Genomic DNA, 15,944 nt, shown 5'->3' with positions numbered 1-15,944 from the left:
GAGGAGTCGAAGCCTCAGCCGCGCTGCCGCTCACCGCCACCAGTCGTCATCGGGCGCGACGGGCAGGTGGCGCTTGTGCGCGCTCCCGAGGTACTTCTGCTCGATGCGGGCTGCGGCGTCAGCATCCACTGGCCGGCCCTCGAGGTAGTCGTCGATCTGCTCGTAGGTGATTCCGAGTTCGTCTTCGTCGGCACGCCCGGGCTGGTCGTCGAGGAGGTCGGCGGTCGGCACCTTCATCCACAGTCGTTCCGGGGCCTGCAGTGTGCGCAGCAGCTGCTTGCCCTGGCGTTTGGTGAGTCCCGCCAGCGGCAGGATGTCGGCCGCACCGTCACCGAACTTCGTGTAGAAGCCCGTCACGGCCTCGGCGGCATGGTCGGTGCCGACGACGAGGTGCCCGTCGTGCCCGGCGAGCGCGTATTGCGTGACCATGCGGATGCGCGCCTTGATGTTTCCGCGATTGAAATCCGAGATAGATGCTCCGGCAGCGTGCTCGATGTCAGTCTCGACGCCGTCCACGCCGTGCTGGATGTTCACCTCGACGACCCGGTCGGCGGCGATGAAACCGAGGGCTGCGGTCGCGTCATCCGCGTCGTGCTGCACCTTGTACGGGAGCCGGACGGCGATGAAGTCGGCCGTTGCTCCCTGCGCGCGCACGCGCTCGACGGCGAGCTGCGCGAGGCGTCCGGCGAGTGTGGAATCCTGCCCGCCCGAGATGCCGAGTACGAATCCCTTCGCGCGGCTCTTCTCGAGATAATCGGAGAGGAACGTCACCCGACGGTCGATCTCCGCCGCCGGGTCGATCTCCGACTGCACCCCGAGTGTCTGGGCGATCTCCTGCTGAAGCGTCATGGCTCCAGTATCATCCCTTGCGTGTTACACCGGTATGACGCCACAGGAATAACTCCGGAAGCCGGCGCCTTGTGGCGAGTGAACCTTTGATGAAAGCGAGCACCATGACCCTTCTCGGCCGTAGCGACCTCGATGTCCTCCCTCTCGCCCTCGGCGGAAACGTGTTCGGCTGGACCGCAGACCGCGACGCGTCGTTCGCGATCCTCGATGCCTTCACGGCGGGCGGCGGTGACTTCATCGACACCGCCGACGGATACAGCGCCTGGGTGCCGGGGAACTCCGGTGGCGACAGCGAGCGGATCATCGGCGAGTGGCTCGCCTCTCGCAAGCCGTCCGGCCTTACGATCGCCACGAAGGTCAGCAGCCACCCGGAGTTCTCAGGACTGTCGGCGAAGAACGTCCGCGCGGCCGCGGAGGCGTCGCTGAAGCGTCTGGGCGTCGACACGATCGACCTGTACTACGCGCACTTCGACGACGCCGACACACCGCTGGAAGAGACCGTCGGAGCATTCGGCGAGCTGGTCGCGGACGGCCTGGTGCGCCACACAGCCGTGTCGAACTACTCCGCCGACCGCATCCGCTCCTGGATCTCGATCGCTGAGCAGACCGGCGTTCCGCTGCCCGTCGCCGTGCAGCCGCACTACAACCTCGTGCACCGCAACGACGTCGAAGAGAACATCATCCCCCTGGCTGAGGAGTTCGGGATGAGCCTCGTGCCGTACTATGCGCTGGCCAGCGGATTCCTCACCGGCAAGTACCGTTCGGCGGATGCTGCCGGCTCATCTCCGCGCGCCGGCAAAGCCGCGCAGTACGCCACCCCGCAGGGGCTGAAGATCATCGAGGAGCTGGAGCGCATCGCCGGCGCACACGGCGCCTCGATCCCGGCCGTCGCCCTGGCGTGGCTGCGCGCCCAGCCGACCGTGGCCGCGCCGATCGCCAGCGCCTCGCGCGTCGAACAGGTCGCAGATCTGCTCGCGAGCGCGACGCTGGAGCTGACGGCCGAGGACGTGCAGGCGCTGGATACCGTGTCGGAGTGGAGCCCGGCCAAGGTCTGAGGCTGGGTCGGGGCCTTCGGCTTCGGCTTCGGCGGCTTTCCGGACATCGCCAAGGCCGTGTCTGGGTTGTGGCGGGTGTCGGCCGTCAGCACGCGCATCTTTCCCGACACGGCTGATTCCGCGTCGGGGTTGTGGCGAGTGTCGGCCACCAGCACCCGCATCTTCCCAGACATGGCCCCGGCCGACGGTCGCCTGGCCGGAGGCGACGAGTCGAAGCCGGCTCAGCGACACGGCTCAGCGGATGCGGCTCGGGCCGGCGGACGTCTGCTCGACCACGAGCTGTGCGGGGATCTGCTCCTGCATCGACTCGACGTGACTGATCACGCCGACCGTGCGACCGCCGGAGCGCAGCTCGTCGAGCGTGCGCATCGCAACCTCGAGCGTGTCGGCATCGAGCGATCCGAAGCCCTCGTCGATGAACAGCGTGTCGAGCTGGATACCGCCCGCACGGGCTGTGACGACCTCGGCGAGCCCGAGCGCGAGCGCCAGCGAGCCGAGGAATGTCTCCCCGCCGGACAGCGACTGCGCGGGACGGGTCTGTCCCGTGAATGCGTCGAACACGACGATGCCAAGACCGGATGCCGCGCCCCGCGACGCCAGCGCGTCGGAGTGCCGCAGCTGGTAGCGACCGGTCGACATGTCGCTGAGTCGCCGGTTCGCCGCGTCGACGATCTCTTCGAGCTCGGCAGCCAGCACAAAGGTCTCGAGCGTCATCTTGTGGGTGTTACCGGCACGCCCGGCGATGGTGTCGGCGAGTCCGCGGAGCACCTCGTGCTCCTCCTGCTGCTCCGCGCTGCGCGCATGCTCTGATGCCGCCGATTCGATCAGGCTCGCGAGCTGCTCGGCCGTCGACTCCGCGCGCCCGGCGGCATCCATCGCGGTCTTCCACACCGCTCTGGCGTCGGTGGCCGCGGTTTCGGCGGGCGCCAGGTCGATCGGCTCCTCGGGCAGGGTGCGCAGCTCGAGATCGAGCAGCGTCGACTTCTCCTTCTCGCGCTGCACGGTGTGCGCGGAGACACGCGCATCGAGCGCCTCCTGCTCGTCTGGCGAGCGCATCGCCTCCCGTGCCGCCGCGACACCATCGAAGTCGGATGCCGCGAGCGCGGCATTCTGCTCTTCTTTAGCCGCCGCGTATGACTGCTCGCTGCGCGATCGTTCGGTGAGGGCAGCCGCCAGACGGCGAGCGATGTCAGCGTGCGCGACAACCTCGGCGATCCGCTGCGCGACCGTCTGGAACGTTCCTCTGGCGGCGCTGATCTGCGCCGCCGCCTGTTGCTCCCGCTGGGTGGCGAGCGCCAGGGCCTCGCGCGCGGCAGACAGCGCCGTGGCGGATTCTGCACGCTTCTCGTCGAGCGCTGCGATCGCTTCGGCGACCTGTGCTACCTGTGTTTCGAGGTCGGCGAGTTCGCCGGATGCCCGATCTGCATCAGCGTGCGCCTGCACGGCGACGGCGAGTTCTCCTTCGGCGATCTCGACCGTGCGGCCATCGGCCACGGCGGCGGCCGCGGCGCGCTCGGCCCGCAGCTTCGCCGCTTCTTCCTGTGCCGCACGCTCGACCGACTGTGCGCTGTCGCGCACCGTTTCAGCCGTCTCGATGTCTTCAGCAGACACCGGGTCGCTGTGTTCGGCGGGTGCCGGGTGCTCGGTCGATCCGCACACCGCGCACGGCCGCCCGGGGACCAACGCGGTCGCGAGCTCGCCGGCGAAGCCGTCCAGGCGGCGCTTCCGCAGCTGTGCGAGCGTGGTCTGCGCTTCGGCCAGCGTCGCACTCGCGTCGACGAGCGCGCGGTCGGCAATGACGAGTTCGTCATCGACCTTCACGACGGAAACAGCCGCATCGCGGCGCGACGTCGCGGCTGCGAGGGCGCGCGTCAGGTCATCGACACGGTCGGCATTCCGCCTCGCGACATCGCGCTTCGCCGTGAGTTCGGCCTGTCGCGCCGGCAAGGCGGCACGCTCGGCCTCTCCCGCGTCGATCAGAGCGGATGCTGCCTCCACACTCTCGCGCGCCCCCTCGACCTCGGCGCGCAGCGCCTCCGCCCCCGCCTCCAGTTCGGCCGCGTGCTCCCAGGCGCCGCTCTCACGGGTACGCGCAGCGGCCCACGCCTCGAGTTCGGCCGGGAGATCGACCGCGGAGAGCTCGGCCGCTTCGACCTCGTCGAGTTCGACACCCGTCGCATCCCAGTCGTGGCGCGCTGCGACCTCGGCAGCCGCGGACGCATCGCGCACCTCCTCGGCCCGCGCGGTCGCCGCGAGGGTCGCACGCAGCCCCTCGGCCGCACGTGCCCGCTGCAGGGCCGTCTGGGTGGCGTCGATCTCAGGCTGCTCGGCATCCAGTTTCGTCATGGCCGCACGCGCACGGTCGCGCTCCTGCTGGGCCTTCTGCTCTTCTCTGGCCGCCGTCAGCGCGGCGTCGGCCGCGGTCAGACGCTCCTCAGCGTCGTCGCGCTCGGCGCCGCGGCGCTCGACCCGGTACTCGGCGCGGGTCAGAGCCGCCCGCAGCGCGTCGATGCGCTCCTGCGTCGAGCCAGCGTCGGGATCACCAGCGTGGTCGCCCCACAGCTCTGCCGCGGTAACGACCCGCTCGGCCTCGCCGAGCCGCGCGTCAACGGTGGCGTGGGCCCCGGTGAGGGCGTTCTCGGAGGCACGACGGCGCTCCTCGAAACGGCTCTGCACGTCTTCGAAGCGTTCGGTGCCGAACAGTCGGCGCAGCAGCCCCTGCCGCTCTTTGCTGTCTGCGAGCAGGAACCGCGCGAACCGATTCTGCGCGAGCAGGATCACCTGCAGGAACTGCTCGCGGCTCAACTGCAGGATCTCGTCGAGCTCGTGCGCGACCTCGCGCTCCTTCGCAGCAACTGTGACCCAGCCGTCATCGCCCAACGAGTCGAGCTGCACTCCCGACGCCTGTTTCGTCAGCCCGCCGCCGCGTTTGGCCGGTCGCAGATACTCCGGCGAGCGCGTGACCCGGAATCGCCCTGCCGTCGTGCTGAACTCGACGACGACCTCGCTCGGGTCGTCGGGTGCGCAGTGGTCGCTGCGTAATCGCCTGTCGCCGCCCTCGTATCTCGGCACGGAACCGTACAGGCCGAAGCAGACGGCATCCAGAATGCTGGACTTGCCGGCGCCGGTGCGCCCGGCAATCAGGAAGATGCCGTCATCGGCGAACCCGTCGAAGTCGACGGTCTGCCTGTCGAGAAACGGGCCGAACCCCTCGATCTCGAGACGGTGAAGGCGCACTAGACGAGGGCCTCGGCGACGACGCGCTCGTCGAGCACCTCGCGGATGAGCTCGCTCTCGCGCTCGTTCGGCCCCTGCCCGGCGCGCACATGCTCGAGGAAGGCCCCGATGCGCTCGGTGTCGGTCACCGCGGTCTTCAGTCGCGCCGCATAGGAGCGCTCCTCCTGCGCGCCGTCATCAATCGGAGCATGCTGCACCATCGCGCAGTACGGGAAGCGCTCCTTCAGCCGGCGCATCGGCTCGGCCTGAGGCAGCGCGTCGGTGTAGACGGCGCACACCCAGTCATCGGCGTGCTCTGCGACATTCGACGCGGCGAGGATCTCATCGAGGGTTCCCGTCAGCGTCACCAAGCGGCGCGGCACCGGCAGGGCGAGCCACTCCACGGCCGCGAGCCCGGAAGCGTCGAGGTCGACGAGCCAGGAGCCGCGCTCCTTGTGCTGCTCGCCGAAGCTGTAGTGCAGTGGAGCCCCCGCGTACCGCACCCGATCGCTGATTTTCTGCCGCCCGTGGATGTGGCCGAGTGCGACGTAGTCGGGCCCGTCGAACACCTCGAGCGGCACGACGTCGAGCCCGCCCTGGCGGACCTCGCGCTCGAGCCCGACCGTGGCATCCACCCCTGCGGCGAAGCAGTGCGCGATGGCGACCGAACGGCCCTCGTGCCCGGCCATTCCGGCACGCACCAGCCTCATCGCGTGGGCCATGGTCTGCGCCTGCGTGCGCAGCGCGACGTCGCTCCAGTGCTGCCGGACGATCGCCGGTTCGAGATACGGGATGCCGTAGAAGTGCACGGGGCCATCCGCGTCATCGATCGTGACGGGTTCGCCGATAGAAAGCGGATCGGTGATCATGTGAATGCCGTCACGAAGCAGCCGCGCCTGGAAGCCGAGCCGAGCGGCAGAGTCATGGTTGCCGCTCGTGACGATCACACGGGCACCCGTGTCGTGCAGGGCGGCAAGAGTGTCGCCGAGCAGTGTGTAGGCGGGTCCGGCCGGTGTCGCCGAATCGAACACGTCGCCCGCGACGACCACCACGTCGACCCCATACTCCCGCACCTGGGCGACGAGCGCACCGAAGACCTCGGCCAGAGCATCCATGGTCGAGTTGCCATGGAAGGTGCGGCCGATATGCCAGTCGGAGGTGTGCAGGATTCGCATATTCACACCGTACGGAGAGCCTCGGACATTCCCTCAGAGGCGTGCCGCGGCATCCCGCCCTCGACCGGCGGATAAGAACCGGAAGGTCCCCTGACCCACCCTCACCATGACGATCGGCACGCGGTGATACGTAGTGCGACGTGCACCTTCACATGTACGACGTGCGGGGCTGCGCGATGCGAGATCGTGGGCTGCCCTCCGCCCTACATGGGCCGGAATTGACCCTCCGGCAGGGCTTGTGCCCGCTTCGTCATGACTACCGACTTCCGGCTCTACTCCTCCAGGTCGTGCGTCCAGTTCGCCTGCTGGATCTTGTTGTCCAGCTCACGCAGCTGCTGCGCGACGCCGTCGGCTGCCGCGCGCAGCTCCGCGACCGGCAGCGCTGCGATCTGCCGCAACTCCGACCGCATCTGCCGGAATCCGGGCTGGTTGGATCCGGATGCTGCGGCCGCGGCATCCACCAGCAGCGAATGCTGCAGACGGAGGACATCTCTGGAGGCCAGCGCGTCGGTCATCGTGCCATCTGCGCCGAGGTCGATCCGTGCATTCGTCGCATTGATCCAGCGGATGAGGTCACGCAGCGCCGCGAGGTCGCGCTCGGCTTCGCTCAGGAGGGACGCAGCATCCTCAGCGGGCTCCTCGCCCTCCTGGTAGCGGGCGTTCGCAACGACGCGCGCACGCAGCTGCTCGATGCGGCGCTGCAGGTCGGCTCGTGCGGTCAGTGCCTCTGCGATCTTCATGTGGTCATCCTCGCAGGCACCGAGACGCCGCGTAACAGAGCGTCACATCTTTCCCGCTCAGCGCCGGCGCAGCAGACCCGCGTGATCCGCGTTCTGCTCGAACCACTCCGCGACGTACCAGCACACCGGATCGACCTTGCGGTCGCCGCGGCTCTCGATGTCGGCCACCGCGCCGGCCACCACCTTCGCGGCGTACCCGTGCCCGCGGAATGTCGGGATCGTGAAGGCTCTGGTGAGGGCGATGGTGCTGCCGTCGTCGCGATAGTCCAGGGCGCTGACGAGCACGCCGTCACGCGTGAGGGTGTAGCGCGAAGCATCCTTCTCGTCGGTGACCAGGAACCCGTCGATCATCGTGGAATCCGTCATGCCTCCCACGCTAGGGCACCGCGTCACACCGGGACTCGTTTTGACACCGGGCGACATCTTCGGACATAATCGCCCCCATGACCACCAACGCGCGCCCTTTGTCCGCCCAGGAGGCGAACAGGACTGCCGGGATGATGATGCCCGGCTGCGTTGGCATGTGTTGCCGAATGTGTCGCTGATCACTCAGCTGCCCTGTCCGGTTCCGTCCTTCGCGATCTGCGAGGCGTGAGCCCCCGAGCACCTACCCGTGTGCTCGCTCTCGGCCCTCAGGGTCACTCTCGCAACACATCCGAGCCGCGTCGGCTCACGTCCCAAAGGACTTCATCATCATGTCGAACACCGCACTCCTCGAGCGTCCCGCCACCCGCGCCCCGCACCTGCGCCCCGTTCCGCGCTTCGTCGAGCCGGACGCCCCGGCCGCTCCTCCCGCCCCCGAAGACCTCCCCGCCCCCCGCTCTCCCCGCGGCTTCGCCCTCTACGTCGGACTCGACGAGATCAAGGCCGCTGAAGCCGGCGTGAGCCTGCCGCTCCTCGTCGACGCCCTGCGCCGCACCCTGGCCGAGCTCGCACCCGGCGCCGACACGCACGCGACCGTCGCTCTCGCCCCGCACGGCTCGGGAGGCCGCGACCTCGACGTCGTGCGCCTCGCCCTGCAGGAGCCGGGTGCCGTCGCGCGAGCCAAGGCTGCGACCGAGACCGAGGAGAAGAACGAGGACTACGGCGTCACCGTCGACATCTCCCGCAAGCGCGTGCTGATCGACGGCGACTCCGCGGCGTTCACGTACAAGGAGTTCGAGCTGCTGCAGTACCTCGTCCTGCGCGAGGGGCGCACGATCGAGCGCTCCGAACTCGTCGACGCCCTGTGGCAGTCCCCCGAAGATGAAACGCCCGGCGAGCGCACCATCGACGTGCACGTGCGGCGTCTGCGCGCCAAGCTCGGCCGCTACGAAGACATCGTGCGCACCGTGCGCGGCGTCGGGTACCGCTTCGACCGCCACGCCGACGTCGTCATCCGCTACGGCCACGGCACGCCTTCACCCGACCGCTTCTGAAGCACGCTGGTCCTGCCGCAGCTGCTCGTTCGCGCGCTACTTCGTGACATGCGCGGCATTGATCGATGGCGCGCCTGTCAGAAAGTGCCGCGGATGCTGTCGGGCGCGACTGTCAGCGGCGCGACGTAGGGTGTTCGCATGACCTTGACAGCGGATGCCGCCACTGCCGCGTCCGCGCACACCCGCGCTCCGCGCACCGCCCCGGCGCACACCGTCTACCGACCCGCGCATCCGCTGAATCTGTTCCGCACGGTCGGCATGTTGATGCGGGGCCCGAAGGATCCGACGATGCTCGTCGACGGCTCGACGCTGTGGCGCGCAGCCCGCACGCCCGAAGGTCCCGCCACGCTCGCTCTCAGGCAGTCGGCAGAAGGCGTGCATGCCACGGCCTGGGGCGCCGGCGCCGACTGGGCGCTGACACAGCTGCCTCGCCTCTGCGGCGCCGACGATGATGAGACCGGATTCGACGCATCGTCGCTGACAGAAGCAGGGCATCCGCATCTCGCACACGTCGCGCGGCGCACCGCGGGTACGCGGCTGACCCGCACAGACCTCGTCTTCGATGCCCTCGCGAGCGCCACGATCGAGCAGAAGGTGACGTCGTACCAGGCATTCGGCGCGTGGCGAGCGCTCATCACCCGCTTCGGCGAGCGTGTACCCGGCCCCACACCGCGGCCGATGTTCGCACCTCCCACGATCGACGGGTGGCGCCGCATCCCGTCCTGGGCGTGGCACCGCGCAGGGGTCGAACCGCCGCAGTCCCGCGCGGTCGTGCGTGCTGCCGAGCGCGGGCAGCGTATCGCCGATGCGGTGCTCGGGGCGGACAGCGGTCCGGACAGCGATCGAGTGCTCACCAGTCTGCCGGGAATCGGCGCGTGGACCGCCGCCGAGGCCCGCATCCGCGCCCTCGGCGATCCGGATGCCGTCAGCGTCGGCGACTACCATCTCGCGCACCAGGTCGGATTCGCCCTGACCGGCTCCCGAGTGGACGACGACGGGATGCTGGAGCTTCTCGCCCCCTGGTCGGGTCACCGCCAGCGCGTAATACGCCTCATCCTCGCCAGCGGCGTCGTCGAGCCCCGACGTGGACCACGGCTCGCCCCGGAAGATCACCGCTACCGCTGACATGTCCGCGAAGCTGGGATCATGCTCATCTTCGATCACCTCGGAATCACTGTCGCGGACCTCCCGCATGCGATCGCGCAGTTCGATCCCGTGCTCACTGCCCTCGGATTCTCACGGCACGATGCGGACGGCTCGGTCTCCTGGCAGCGAGACGATGAACCCGAGCTCATCCTCTTCCCCGCCCGCGAGACCGGGACCGGCCCGCATCGCCACGGGCAGGTCGGGTGGCAGCATCTCGCGTTCGCCGTGGAGTCGCGGGCAGAGGTCGACCGTCTGCACGAGATCGCCATGGATGCCGGATGGTCGGCGGTACGCGATCCGAAGGAGTACCCGCGGTTCACGGATCGCTACTACGCGTCGTTCGTGGAGGACAGCAGCGGCATCCGTATCGAGTTCATGCACAATCCGCCCCGCGAGCCCTGAGTCCTTTCCCCTCAGGCGGCGCGTACCTGCGACGGGGCTTCGACGAGAGACCGGGCTTCGACGAGAGACGGGCCTCGGCTCACGGTTCGAAAGACCCCTAAGCTGAGACCATGGCGGCATCGAAGAAACAGCGCTGGACCTGGCTCGGCGGCACGGTCGTGCTGTTCATCCTCGGAATCGTGATCGGGCTGATCCTGCAGAACGTCTGGCTCGGGCTGCTGCTCGCGCTGATCGTCTCGGTCGTCTGGCTGATCGCCGCCGAGTCGCGCAAGGGCGGCAACGCCGGGGTCAACGACGAATCGCACGGCATCGAGATCTGACGCAGATGAAGATCGCCGTCGCCGGAGGAACGGGGGTCGTCGGCATGCCGACGGTCGAGGCCGTGCGCAGCGCCGGCCACGAGCCTGTGGTTCTGTCGCGTTCGGCGGGCGTGGACCTCATCACGGGAAAGGGGCTCGAGACTGCGCTCGACGGCGTCGAGGCCGTCATCGACACCGCCAACGTGTCGACGCTCAATGCAGATGCCGCGACCGAGTTCTTCACGGCGGCCACAAGCAACCTCATCGCCGCAGCCGAACGCGCAGGGGCCCGGCATCTCGTGCTGCTGTCGATCGTCGGGATCGACCGGATCCCGTACGACTACTACGCCGGCAAGGTCGCTCAGGAGAAGGTCGTGGAGGCTTCCTCCGTACCGTGGACGATCCTGCGCGCCACGCAGTTCCACGAGTTCGCGGGGCAGATGTTCGAGCGGGCGAAGTTCGGGCCGCTGCGCTTGGCACCGCGAGCGCGCACGCAGCCGATCGCGGCCGCAGAAGTGGGCGAACGACTCGCCGCCCTGGCGGCCGGTGCGCCGCAGGGCCGGGCTCGCGACCTGGCCGGCCCGCGCGAGGAGGCGTTGGATTCCATGGTCAAGGCCTACGCGAAGACGAAGGGCCACCGGGGTTGGGTGCCGTCGATCAGCATCCCCACCAAGCAGATGAAGGGGATGCGGGCCGGTCTCGCACTCCCCGGCCTCGGCGCCGACCTCGGCCGTCAGACGTTCGCGGAGTGGCTCGCAGGGCAGCGCTGAAGCGCGAGAGAATGGTGGCGGCATCCTGGCGGCCGCTGGCGGCTGATCGGCGTCACCGTGACGTGGTGCTGACGTAGGGAGTGCAGGAAGCATGAAGTCCATGAACAGCACACGGATCATGGAACTGCGCCAGGCGCAAGGTTGGACGCAGGAGCGACTCGCGAACGAGAGCGGCGTCGGGCTTCGAACCATCCAACGCCTCGAGGCCGGGCAGGATGCCAGCCTGGAGACCCTGTCGCTCGTCGCCGACGCACTGCACGTGCCCGTCAGGGAGCTCTTCACGACGATCGAGGACGCCGGCCTGAGCAGCAGGGTCGACTCGCTGGAGGACCGCACTGAAGAGCAGCAGGCCGCCCGCGACCGGATCACAGGGGCCTGGCGCTGGCTCTATTTCGGCATCGGCATCGTGCTGACCATGGTCAGCTTCACGTTCCCGCACGGCCTGGTGCTGTTCCTCAGCTACTGGGTCGGCGGTTACATCATCCTGGTCGCGATCCGCCGGATCTACCTGGAACCGCACCTCGACGAGAAGTACCCGCTGTCCCGAGGGAAGCAGTCACGCCGTGCGGCGCAGCGTGCCGCACGCTAGGCTGTTGCGCATGGCTGTGATGATCAAGAGCGCGCTGAACGATGCGCGCGTATTCACGTATCGCGACCGCCGCGCCTGACGGCGCGTCTGTGGTCGTCTAACCCTGTCGCGTCGTCGTTCCGGATGCCCTGCACCCGGATGCGCGTTCGCTGTGCTCCGCACGCCCGCACCGGGTGCTCCATTCTTCACCTCTGGAGCGCTCTCTTGCGACCTCGATCCCACTCTGGTGGCCGACACGAACTCGGCCAGAACTTCCTCACACACCGCCCGACGCTTCAGCGCCTGGCGGCGCTCGTCGCTGACACGAACGGGCCGATCCTGGAGATCGGCGCCGGCGACGGCGCCCTCACGACCCACCTGGCGGCGCTCAGACGCGAATTGCGTGCGATAGACATCGACGAGCACCGGCTCACACGGCTGCGCGCCCGCCTGCCACAGGTCGATGTGCGTCGCTCCGACGCGCTTCGCGAACCACTCGAACGCCCGGTGGTCGTCGGGAACATCCCGTTCCACCTCACCACGCCGATCATGCGCCGCCTGCTGCGCGAAGGAACCTGGCGCCACGCGATCCTGCTCACTCAGTGGGAGGTGGCGCGCAAACGGTCCGGCGTCGGCGGTGCCACGATGATGACGGCGCAGGCTGCTCCCTGGTTCATCTTCCAGCTGCACGCGCGGGTGCCCGCACGGCACTTCCGGCCGATGCCGGCTGTCGACGGCGGCATCCTCGGAATCGAGCGTCGGCCGACCGCCCTCGTCGACCCGCGTGACAGACATCGCTACGAGGTCTTCGTCGCGACGGTGTTCCGCAGCCGAGGCAACGGCATGCGCCGCATCCTGCGGTCGTTGCCTCGTGCGGCTGCGACCGATCGTGCTCTGACGGAAGCAGGCATCGCGCACTCGGCTCTGCCCCGCGACCTCGCTCCTGAGCAGTGGGCGGCGCTGTGGCAACGGCTCGACCGCGCCGGAAAAGCCGGCCGCGGAGCATGAGTCGCGCCTTCAGGTGAACGTCATCGGACCAGACGCAGCGTCTCGGGCGAGCGCGCAGCCAGCTCGTCGGCGGTGCGCACGATCACCGTGCGCATCGCCGCGGCGGCGCGGGTCGGGTTCACATCAGCACGGTGCGCGAGCACGATGGTGCGCTCCAGCTGCGGATCACTCAACCGCACCGATCGCAGGGTCGGCCGGTCCACGGGCACCGTCGCAGGCACCACAGCCACTCCCAGTCCGCGTTCGACGAAGCGGAGCACGGCATCCATCTCGGCGCCTTCGACGACCGGTGACGGTGTCAGGCCCGCGGCGTCGAAAGCGGCATCCGTCGCCCCGCGCAGGTCGTAGCTTTCGGCGAGCGCGACCAGCGGCAGCTGTGACAGGCGCTGCAGGTCGATCGAGGATGCGGCGATCGGCGGCGCATCGGCAGACGAGACGACGACCAGCTCTTCGCTGAGCAGGGGCGTGCGCACGAGCGCCGTGCCGGTGACGGGCTGCCCCTCCGACATCGTGACCAGCGCCATGTCGACCGCTCCGGCGGCGAGCTGCTCGATCAGCAAGTTCGAACCGCCCTCGATGAGCTGCAGCTCGATGCCGGGATGCGCGGTATGGAAGGCTCGCAGCACCTCAGCGACGAGACTGATGCACAGCGTCGGCGTCGCCCCCAGACGCACCCTCCCCCGCTGCAGCCCCGCGAGCTCGGCCATCTCGGTGCGGATCGCGTCGGCATCTGTGAGCATGCGGCGAGCGCGCGGCAGCAGCGTTTCGCCGGCGGCGGTGAGCGAGATGTTGCCGCGAGCACGATGGAACAGTTCGGCGCCGAGCTCCTGCTCGAGCGTCGAGATCTGACGACTCAGGGAGGGCTGGGCGAGATGCAGCTTCTCGGAGGCACGCGTGAAGTGCCCGAGTTCGGCGACGGTGACGAATCCCTTCAACTGCTCCAGGTTCATACTGGCAGACTATCGTGACCAGGCCAACAATGCATTGGAGTTATCGACCGCTCCTTCTTAGCGTGGAGGGATGAGCACTCGCGAACGACAGATCTCCACAACCGTCCTCGTCATCGGCACCGGCGGCTCGGGCCTGCGCGCCGCCATCGAGGTGGCAGAGCACGGCGTCGACGTCCTCGCCGTCGGCAAACGGCCGCGCACCGACGCGCACACCTCGCTCGCCGCCGGCGGTATCAACGCGGCACTCGGAACAATGGATGCTGGCGACACGTGGCAGCAGCACGCCGCCGACACGATCAAGGAGAGCTACTTCCTCGCCAACCCGCACACGGTCGAGGTCGTCACGCAGGGTGCGGAACGCGGCATCCGCGATCTGGAGCGCTGGGGCATGGACTTCGCCCGCGAAGACGACGGGCGCATCTCGCAGCGCTTCTTCGGGGCGCACACTTTTCGGCGCACGGCGTTCGCCGGCGACTACACCGGGCTCGAGATTCAGCGCACGCTCGTCCGCCGCGCGGAGCAGTTGGACGTGCCGATTCTCGATGGCATCTACATCACCCGTCTGCTCGTGAGCAACGGCGTCGTCTTCGGCGCCTACGGCTTCGACCAGGCCGACGGCACGCGATATCTCATCCACGCGGATGCCGTGATCCTCGCCGCCGGCGGACACAACCGCATCTGGCGGCGCACGTCGTCGCGCCGCGACGAGAACACCGGCGACTCGTTCCGACTCGCGATCGAAGCCGGCGGGCGGCTGCGCGACCCCGAGCTCGTGCAGTTCCATCCCTCGGGAATCATCGAGCCGGAGAACGCGGCGGGCACCCTCATCTCCGAAGCTGCGCGCGGTGAGGGCGGCATCCTGCGCAATGCGCTCGGCGAGCGATTCATGGAGAAGTACGACCCGGAACGGATGGAGCTGTCCACCCGCGATCGCGTCGCCCTGGCCGCATACACGGAGATCGCCGAGGGCCGCGGCACCGAGAACGGCGGCGTCTGGCTCGATGTGTCGCACCTGCCCCGCGAGACGATCATGACGCGCCTGCCGCGGGTGTACCAGACGATGATGGAGCTGCAGATGCTCGACATCACCACAGACCCGATCGAAATAGCCCCCACCGCGCACTATTCGATGGGCGGCGTGTGGGTCAGGCCCGACGACCACAGCACCGACGTCGGCGGCCTCTACGCGATCGGCGAAGCGTCCAGCGGGCTGCACGGCGCGAACCGCCTCGGCGGAAACTCGCTGATCGAACTGCTCGTCTACGGGCGGATCGTCGGCCAGGCGGCGATGGCGCATGCCGCGGGACTTGCCGCGCAGAACCGGTCGGCGGATGCCGTGGCCACAGCCCGAGGCGAGATTGACGCTCTGCTCAGCGCGGACGGCCGCGAGAACGTCCGCGCCCTGCAGCGCGCGATCCGCAACACGATGACCGAGCATGCCGGGGTCATCCGCTCGGAGAATGGCCTGCGCGCGGGGCTCGCCGAGCTCGACCTGATCGAGGGGCGGATGGATGATATCGGCATCCATCCCGATATCGCCGGTTTCCAAGACCTCGCGCACGCCTTCGATCTGAAGGGGTCAGCGATTGCGGCTCGCGCGACGCTTGAGGCCGCGTTGGAGAGGCGCGAGACCCGCGGAGCCCACAACCGCAGCGACTTCCCCGACGAAGACCCGACGCTGCAGGTGAACCTGGTGTGGTCGCCGTCTGCGGGAGTGACCCGCGAGGAGATCCCGCCGGTTCCGGCTGAGATCCGCGCGCTCATCCGCGAGGTGTCGTCGGAGGGCAAGCTCGTGGAGTGAACGCTGGCTGAAATCAGCGGTTCACCCCATTGAGGATCGTGGATGCCTGGCGCACACTGGTTGCATCCGCGTACCCGACGAAGGAGTCATCATGGCGAACCTCAATCCGTACCTGTCCTTCCGCGACTCAGCCCGCGAGGCGATGGAGTTCTACCTCGACGTACTCGGTGGCGACCTCGCCGTCAGCACGTTCGGCGAAATGCCCGGCAGCGGCACCGCCGAGGGCGAGGAGAACCTCGTCATGCATGCGCAGCTGAACGCTCCGGGCGGGCTGGTACTCATGGCATCGGACACCCCGACCGGCATGGAGTACGAGAAGCCGCAGGGAATCTCGGTGTCGCTGAGCGGCGGCAAGGACGACAGCGACTACCTGCACAGCGCCTGGGAGGGGCTTCTCGACGGCGGCGCCGCCGTTGAGCCGCTCGCAGCAGCACCCTGGGGCGGCGAGTTCGGCATGCTGGTCGACCGCTTCGGCATCTCGTGGATGGTCGCGATCGAGGACTCGTTCGCCTGATCCTGGCGTTGTGACCGGCGCGCGACCGGATGC

The 15,944-nt window shown here is 68.7% G+C and carries 16 protein-coding genes; 10 read left to right on the top strand and 6 right to left on the bottom strand.

Going from position 1 to position 15,944, the window contains the following annotated elements; translation table 11 throughout:
* Positions 1 to 30: 30 nt before the first annotated feature.
* Entirely contained in the window at positions 31 to 849 is an 819-nt protein-coding gene (gene nadE, locus ACTICP_RS10000) for an ammonia-dependent NAD(+) synthetase (protein WP_441891933.1), read from the bottom strand.
* A gap of 104 nt (positions 850 to 953) precedes the next feature.
* On the opposite strand from nadE, the gene ACTICP_RS09995 reads away from it, so the two are divergent.
* A complete protein-coding gene (locus ACTICP_RS09995) occupies positions 954 to 1,904 on the top strand; it encodes an aldo/keto reductase (protein WP_441891931.1) in 951 nt (316 codons plus the stop codon).
* 234 nt (positions 1,905 to 2,138) lie between these two features.
* On the opposite strand, the gene ACTICP_RS09990 is transcribed toward ACTICP_RS09995, so the two are convergent.
* The 4 genes from ACTICP_RS09990 to ACTICP_RS09975 all read right to left on the bottom strand — a co-directional run bounded on the left by ACTICP_RS09990 (position 2,139) and on the right by ACTICP_RS09975 (position 7,401).
* The gene (locus tag ACTICP_RS09990) at positions 2,139 to 5,141 is read right to left on the bottom strand and encodes an AAA family ATPase (RefSeq protein WP_441891929.1); all 3,003 of its coding nucleotides are present in this window, start codon (positions 5,139 to 5,141) and stop codon (positions 2,139 to 2,141) included.
* Positions 5,141 to 6,295: an exonuclease SbcCD subunit D gene (locus tag ACTICP_RS09985; RefSeq protein WP_441891927.1), complete on the bottom strand. Its 1,155-nt coding sequence runs from the start codon at positions 6,293 to 6,295 to the stop codon at positions 5,141 to 5,143. Before ACTICP_RS09985 ends, ACTICP_RS09990 begins: the two co-directional genes overlap by 1 nt.
* 272 nt (positions 6,296 to 6,567) lie before the next feature.
* Positions 6,568 to 7,035: a DIP1984 family protein gene (locus ACTICP_RS09980; protein ID WP_441891925.1), complete on the bottom strand. Its 468-nt coding sequence runs from the start codon at positions 7,033 to 7,035 to the stop codon at positions 6,568 to 6,570.
* A gap of 57 nt (positions 7,036 to 7,092) precedes the next feature.
* Positions 7,093 to 7,401, bottom strand: a complete 309-nt coding sequence (locus tag ACTICP_RS09975; RefSeq protein WP_441891923.1) for a GNAT family N-acetyltransferase — start codon at positions 7,399 to 7,401, stop codon at positions 7,093 to 7,095.
* 329 nt (positions 7,402 to 7,730) lie between these two features.
* On the opposite strand from ACTICP_RS09975, the gene ACTICP_RS09970 reads away from it, so the two are divergent.
* The 7 genes from ACTICP_RS09970 to erm all read left to right on the top strand — a co-directional run bounded on the left by ACTICP_RS09970 (position 7,731) and on the right by erm (position 12,646).
* Positions 7,731 to 8,453 carry a winged helix-turn-helix domain-containing protein gene (locus tag ACTICP_RS09970; RefSeq protein ID WP_441891921.1) on the top strand — a complete coding sequence of 241 codons (723 nt, stop codon included), beginning with the start codon at positions 7,731 to 7,733 and terminating at the stop codon, positions 8,451 to 8,453.
* A 138-nt stretch (positions 8,454 to 8,591) separates the two neighbouring features.
* A complete protein-coding gene (locus ACTICP_RS09965) occupies positions 8,592 to 9,578 on the top strand; it encodes a DNA-3-methyladenine glycosylase family protein (RefSeq protein ID WP_441891919.1) in 987 nt (328 codons plus the stop codon).
* 21 nt (positions 9,579 to 9,599) lie between these two features.
* Positions 9,600 to 10,001: a VOC family protein gene (locus tag ACTICP_RS09960; RefSeq protein ID WP_441891917.1), complete on the top strand. Its 402-nt coding sequence runs from the start codon at positions 9,600 to 9,602 to the stop codon at positions 9,999 to 10,001.
* 110 nt (positions 10,002 to 10,111) lie between these two features.
* Positions 10,112 to 10,321 carry a hypothetical protein gene (locus ACTICP_RS09955; RefSeq protein ID WP_441891915.1) on the top strand — a complete coding sequence of 70 codons (210 nt, stop codon included), beginning with the start codon at positions 10,112 to 10,114 and terminating at the stop codon, positions 10,319 to 10,321.
* A 5-nt stretch (positions 10,322 to 10,326) separates the two neighbouring features.
* Positions 10,327 to 11,070, top strand: coding sequence for an SDR family oxidoreductase (locus ACTICP_RS09950; RefSeq protein WP_441891913.1), 744 nt, complete (start codon positions 10,327 to 10,329; stop codon positions 11,068 to 11,070).
* Between the two features lie 100 nt (positions 11,071 to 11,170).
* Positions 11,171 to 11,659 (top strand): helix-turn-helix domain-containing protein, encoded by a 489-nt coding sequence (locus ACTICP_RS09945; RefSeq protein ID WP_441891911.1) that lies wholly within the window; start codon positions 11,171 to 11,173, stop codon positions 11,657 to 11,659.
* Between the two features lie 204 nt (positions 11,660 to 11,863).
* Complete coding sequence (gene erm, locus ACTICP_RS09940) at positions 11,864 to 12,646, top strand: 23S ribosomal RNA methyltransferase Erm (protein ID WP_441891909.1); 783 nt, start codon at positions 11,864 to 11,866, stop codon at positions 12,644 to 12,646.
* A 20-nt stretch (positions 12,647 to 12,666) separates the two neighbouring features.
* Here erm and ACTICP_RS09935 read toward each other — a convergent pair whose 3' ends face one another.
* The gene (locus ACTICP_RS09935) at positions 12,667 to 13,596 is read right to left on the bottom strand and encodes a LysR family transcriptional regulator (protein WP_441891907.1); all 930 of its coding nucleotides are present in this window, start codon (positions 13,594 to 13,596) and stop codon (positions 12,667 to 12,669) included.
* A gap of 70 nt (positions 13,597 to 13,666) precedes the next feature.
* On the opposite strand from ACTICP_RS09935, the gene ACTICP_RS09930 reads away from it, so the two are divergent.
* Both ACTICP_RS09930 and ACTICP_RS09925 read left to right on the top strand, forming a co-directional pair.
* Positions 13,667 to 15,397 carry an L-aspartate oxidase gene (locus ACTICP_RS09930; protein ID WP_441891905.1) on the top strand — a complete coding sequence of 577 codons (1,731 nt, stop codon included), beginning with the start codon at positions 13,667 to 13,669 and terminating at the stop codon, positions 15,395 to 15,397.
* Positions 15,398 to 15,488: 91 nt separating this feature from the next.
* Positions 15,489 to 15,911, top strand: coding sequence for a VOC family protein (locus ACTICP_RS09925; RefSeq protein ID WP_441891903.1), 423 nt, complete (start codon positions 15,489 to 15,491; stop codon positions 15,909 to 15,911).
* Positions 15,912 to 15,944: the final 33 nt, after the last annotated feature.

It is taken from the genome of Microbacterium sp. (assembly GCF_052102115.1).
GTDB lineage: Bacteria > Actinomycetota > Actinomycetes > Actinomycetales > Microbacteriaceae > Microbacterium.
Note: the sequence above shows the minus strand (reverse complement) of the source record. Positions and strands in the feature narration are given on the sequence as shown.

What these genes read in the sequence shown, in the direction of transcription:
- nadE (WP_441891933.1), bottom strand. Translation starts at nt 849, where the DNA reads ATGACGCTTCAGCAGGAGATCGCCCAGACACTCGGGGTGCAGTCGGAG.
- ACTICP_RS09995 (WP_441891931.1), top strand. Translation starts at nt 954, where the DNA reads ATGACCCTTCTCGGCCGTAGCGACCTCGATGTCCTCCCTCTCGCCCTC.
- ACTICP_RS09985 (WP_441891927.1), bottom strand. Translation starts at nt 6,295, where the DNA reads ATGCGAATCCTGCACACCTCCGACTGGCATATCGGCCGCACCTTCCAT.
- ACTICP_RS09980 (WP_441891925.1), bottom strand. Translation starts at nt 7,035, where the DNA reads ATGAAGATCGCAGAGGCACTGACCGCACGAGCCGACCTGCAGCGCCGC.
- ACTICP_RS09975 (WP_441891923.1), bottom strand. Translation starts at nt 7,401, where the DNA reads ATGACGGATTCCACGATGATCGACGGGTTCCTGGTCACCGACGAGAAG.
- ACTICP_RS09970 (WP_441891921.1), top strand. Translation starts at nt 7,731, where the DNA reads ATGTCGAACACCGCACTCCTCGAGCGTCCCGCCACCCGCGCCCCGCAC.
- ACTICP_RS09965 (WP_441891919.1), top strand. Translation starts at nt 8,592, where the DNA reads ATGACCTTGACAGCGGATGCCGCCACTGCCGCGTCCGCGCACACCCGC.
- ACTICP_RS09960 (WP_441891917.1), top strand. Translation starts at nt 9,600, where the DNA reads ATGCTCATCTTCGATCACCTCGGAATCACTGTCGCGGACCTCCCGCAT.
- ACTICP_RS09955 (WP_441891915.1), top strand. Translation starts at nt 10,112, where the DNA reads ATGGCGGCATCGAAGAAACAGCGCTGGACCTGGCTCGGCGGCACGGTC.
- ACTICP_RS09950 (WP_441891913.1), top strand. Translation starts at nt 10,327, where the DNA reads ATGAAGATCGCCGTCGCCGGAGGAACGGGGGTCGTCGGCATGCCGACG.
- ACTICP_RS09945 (WP_441891911.1), top strand. Translation starts at nt 11,171, where the DNA reads ATGAACAGCACACGGATCATGGAACTGCGCCAGGCGCAAGGTTGGACG.
- ACTICP_RS09935 (WP_441891907.1), bottom strand. Translation starts at nt 13,596, where the DNA reads ATGAACCTGGAGCAGTTGAAGGGATTCGTCACCGTCGCCGAACTCGGG.
- ACTICP_RS09930 (WP_441891905.1), top strand. Translation starts at nt 13,667, where the DNA reads ATGAGCACTCGCGAACGACAGATCTCCACAACCGTCCTCGTCATCGGC.
- ACTICP_RS09925 (WP_441891903.1), top strand. Translation starts at nt 15,489, where the DNA reads ATGGCGAACCTCAATCCGTACCTGTCCTTCCGCGACTCAGCCCGCGAG.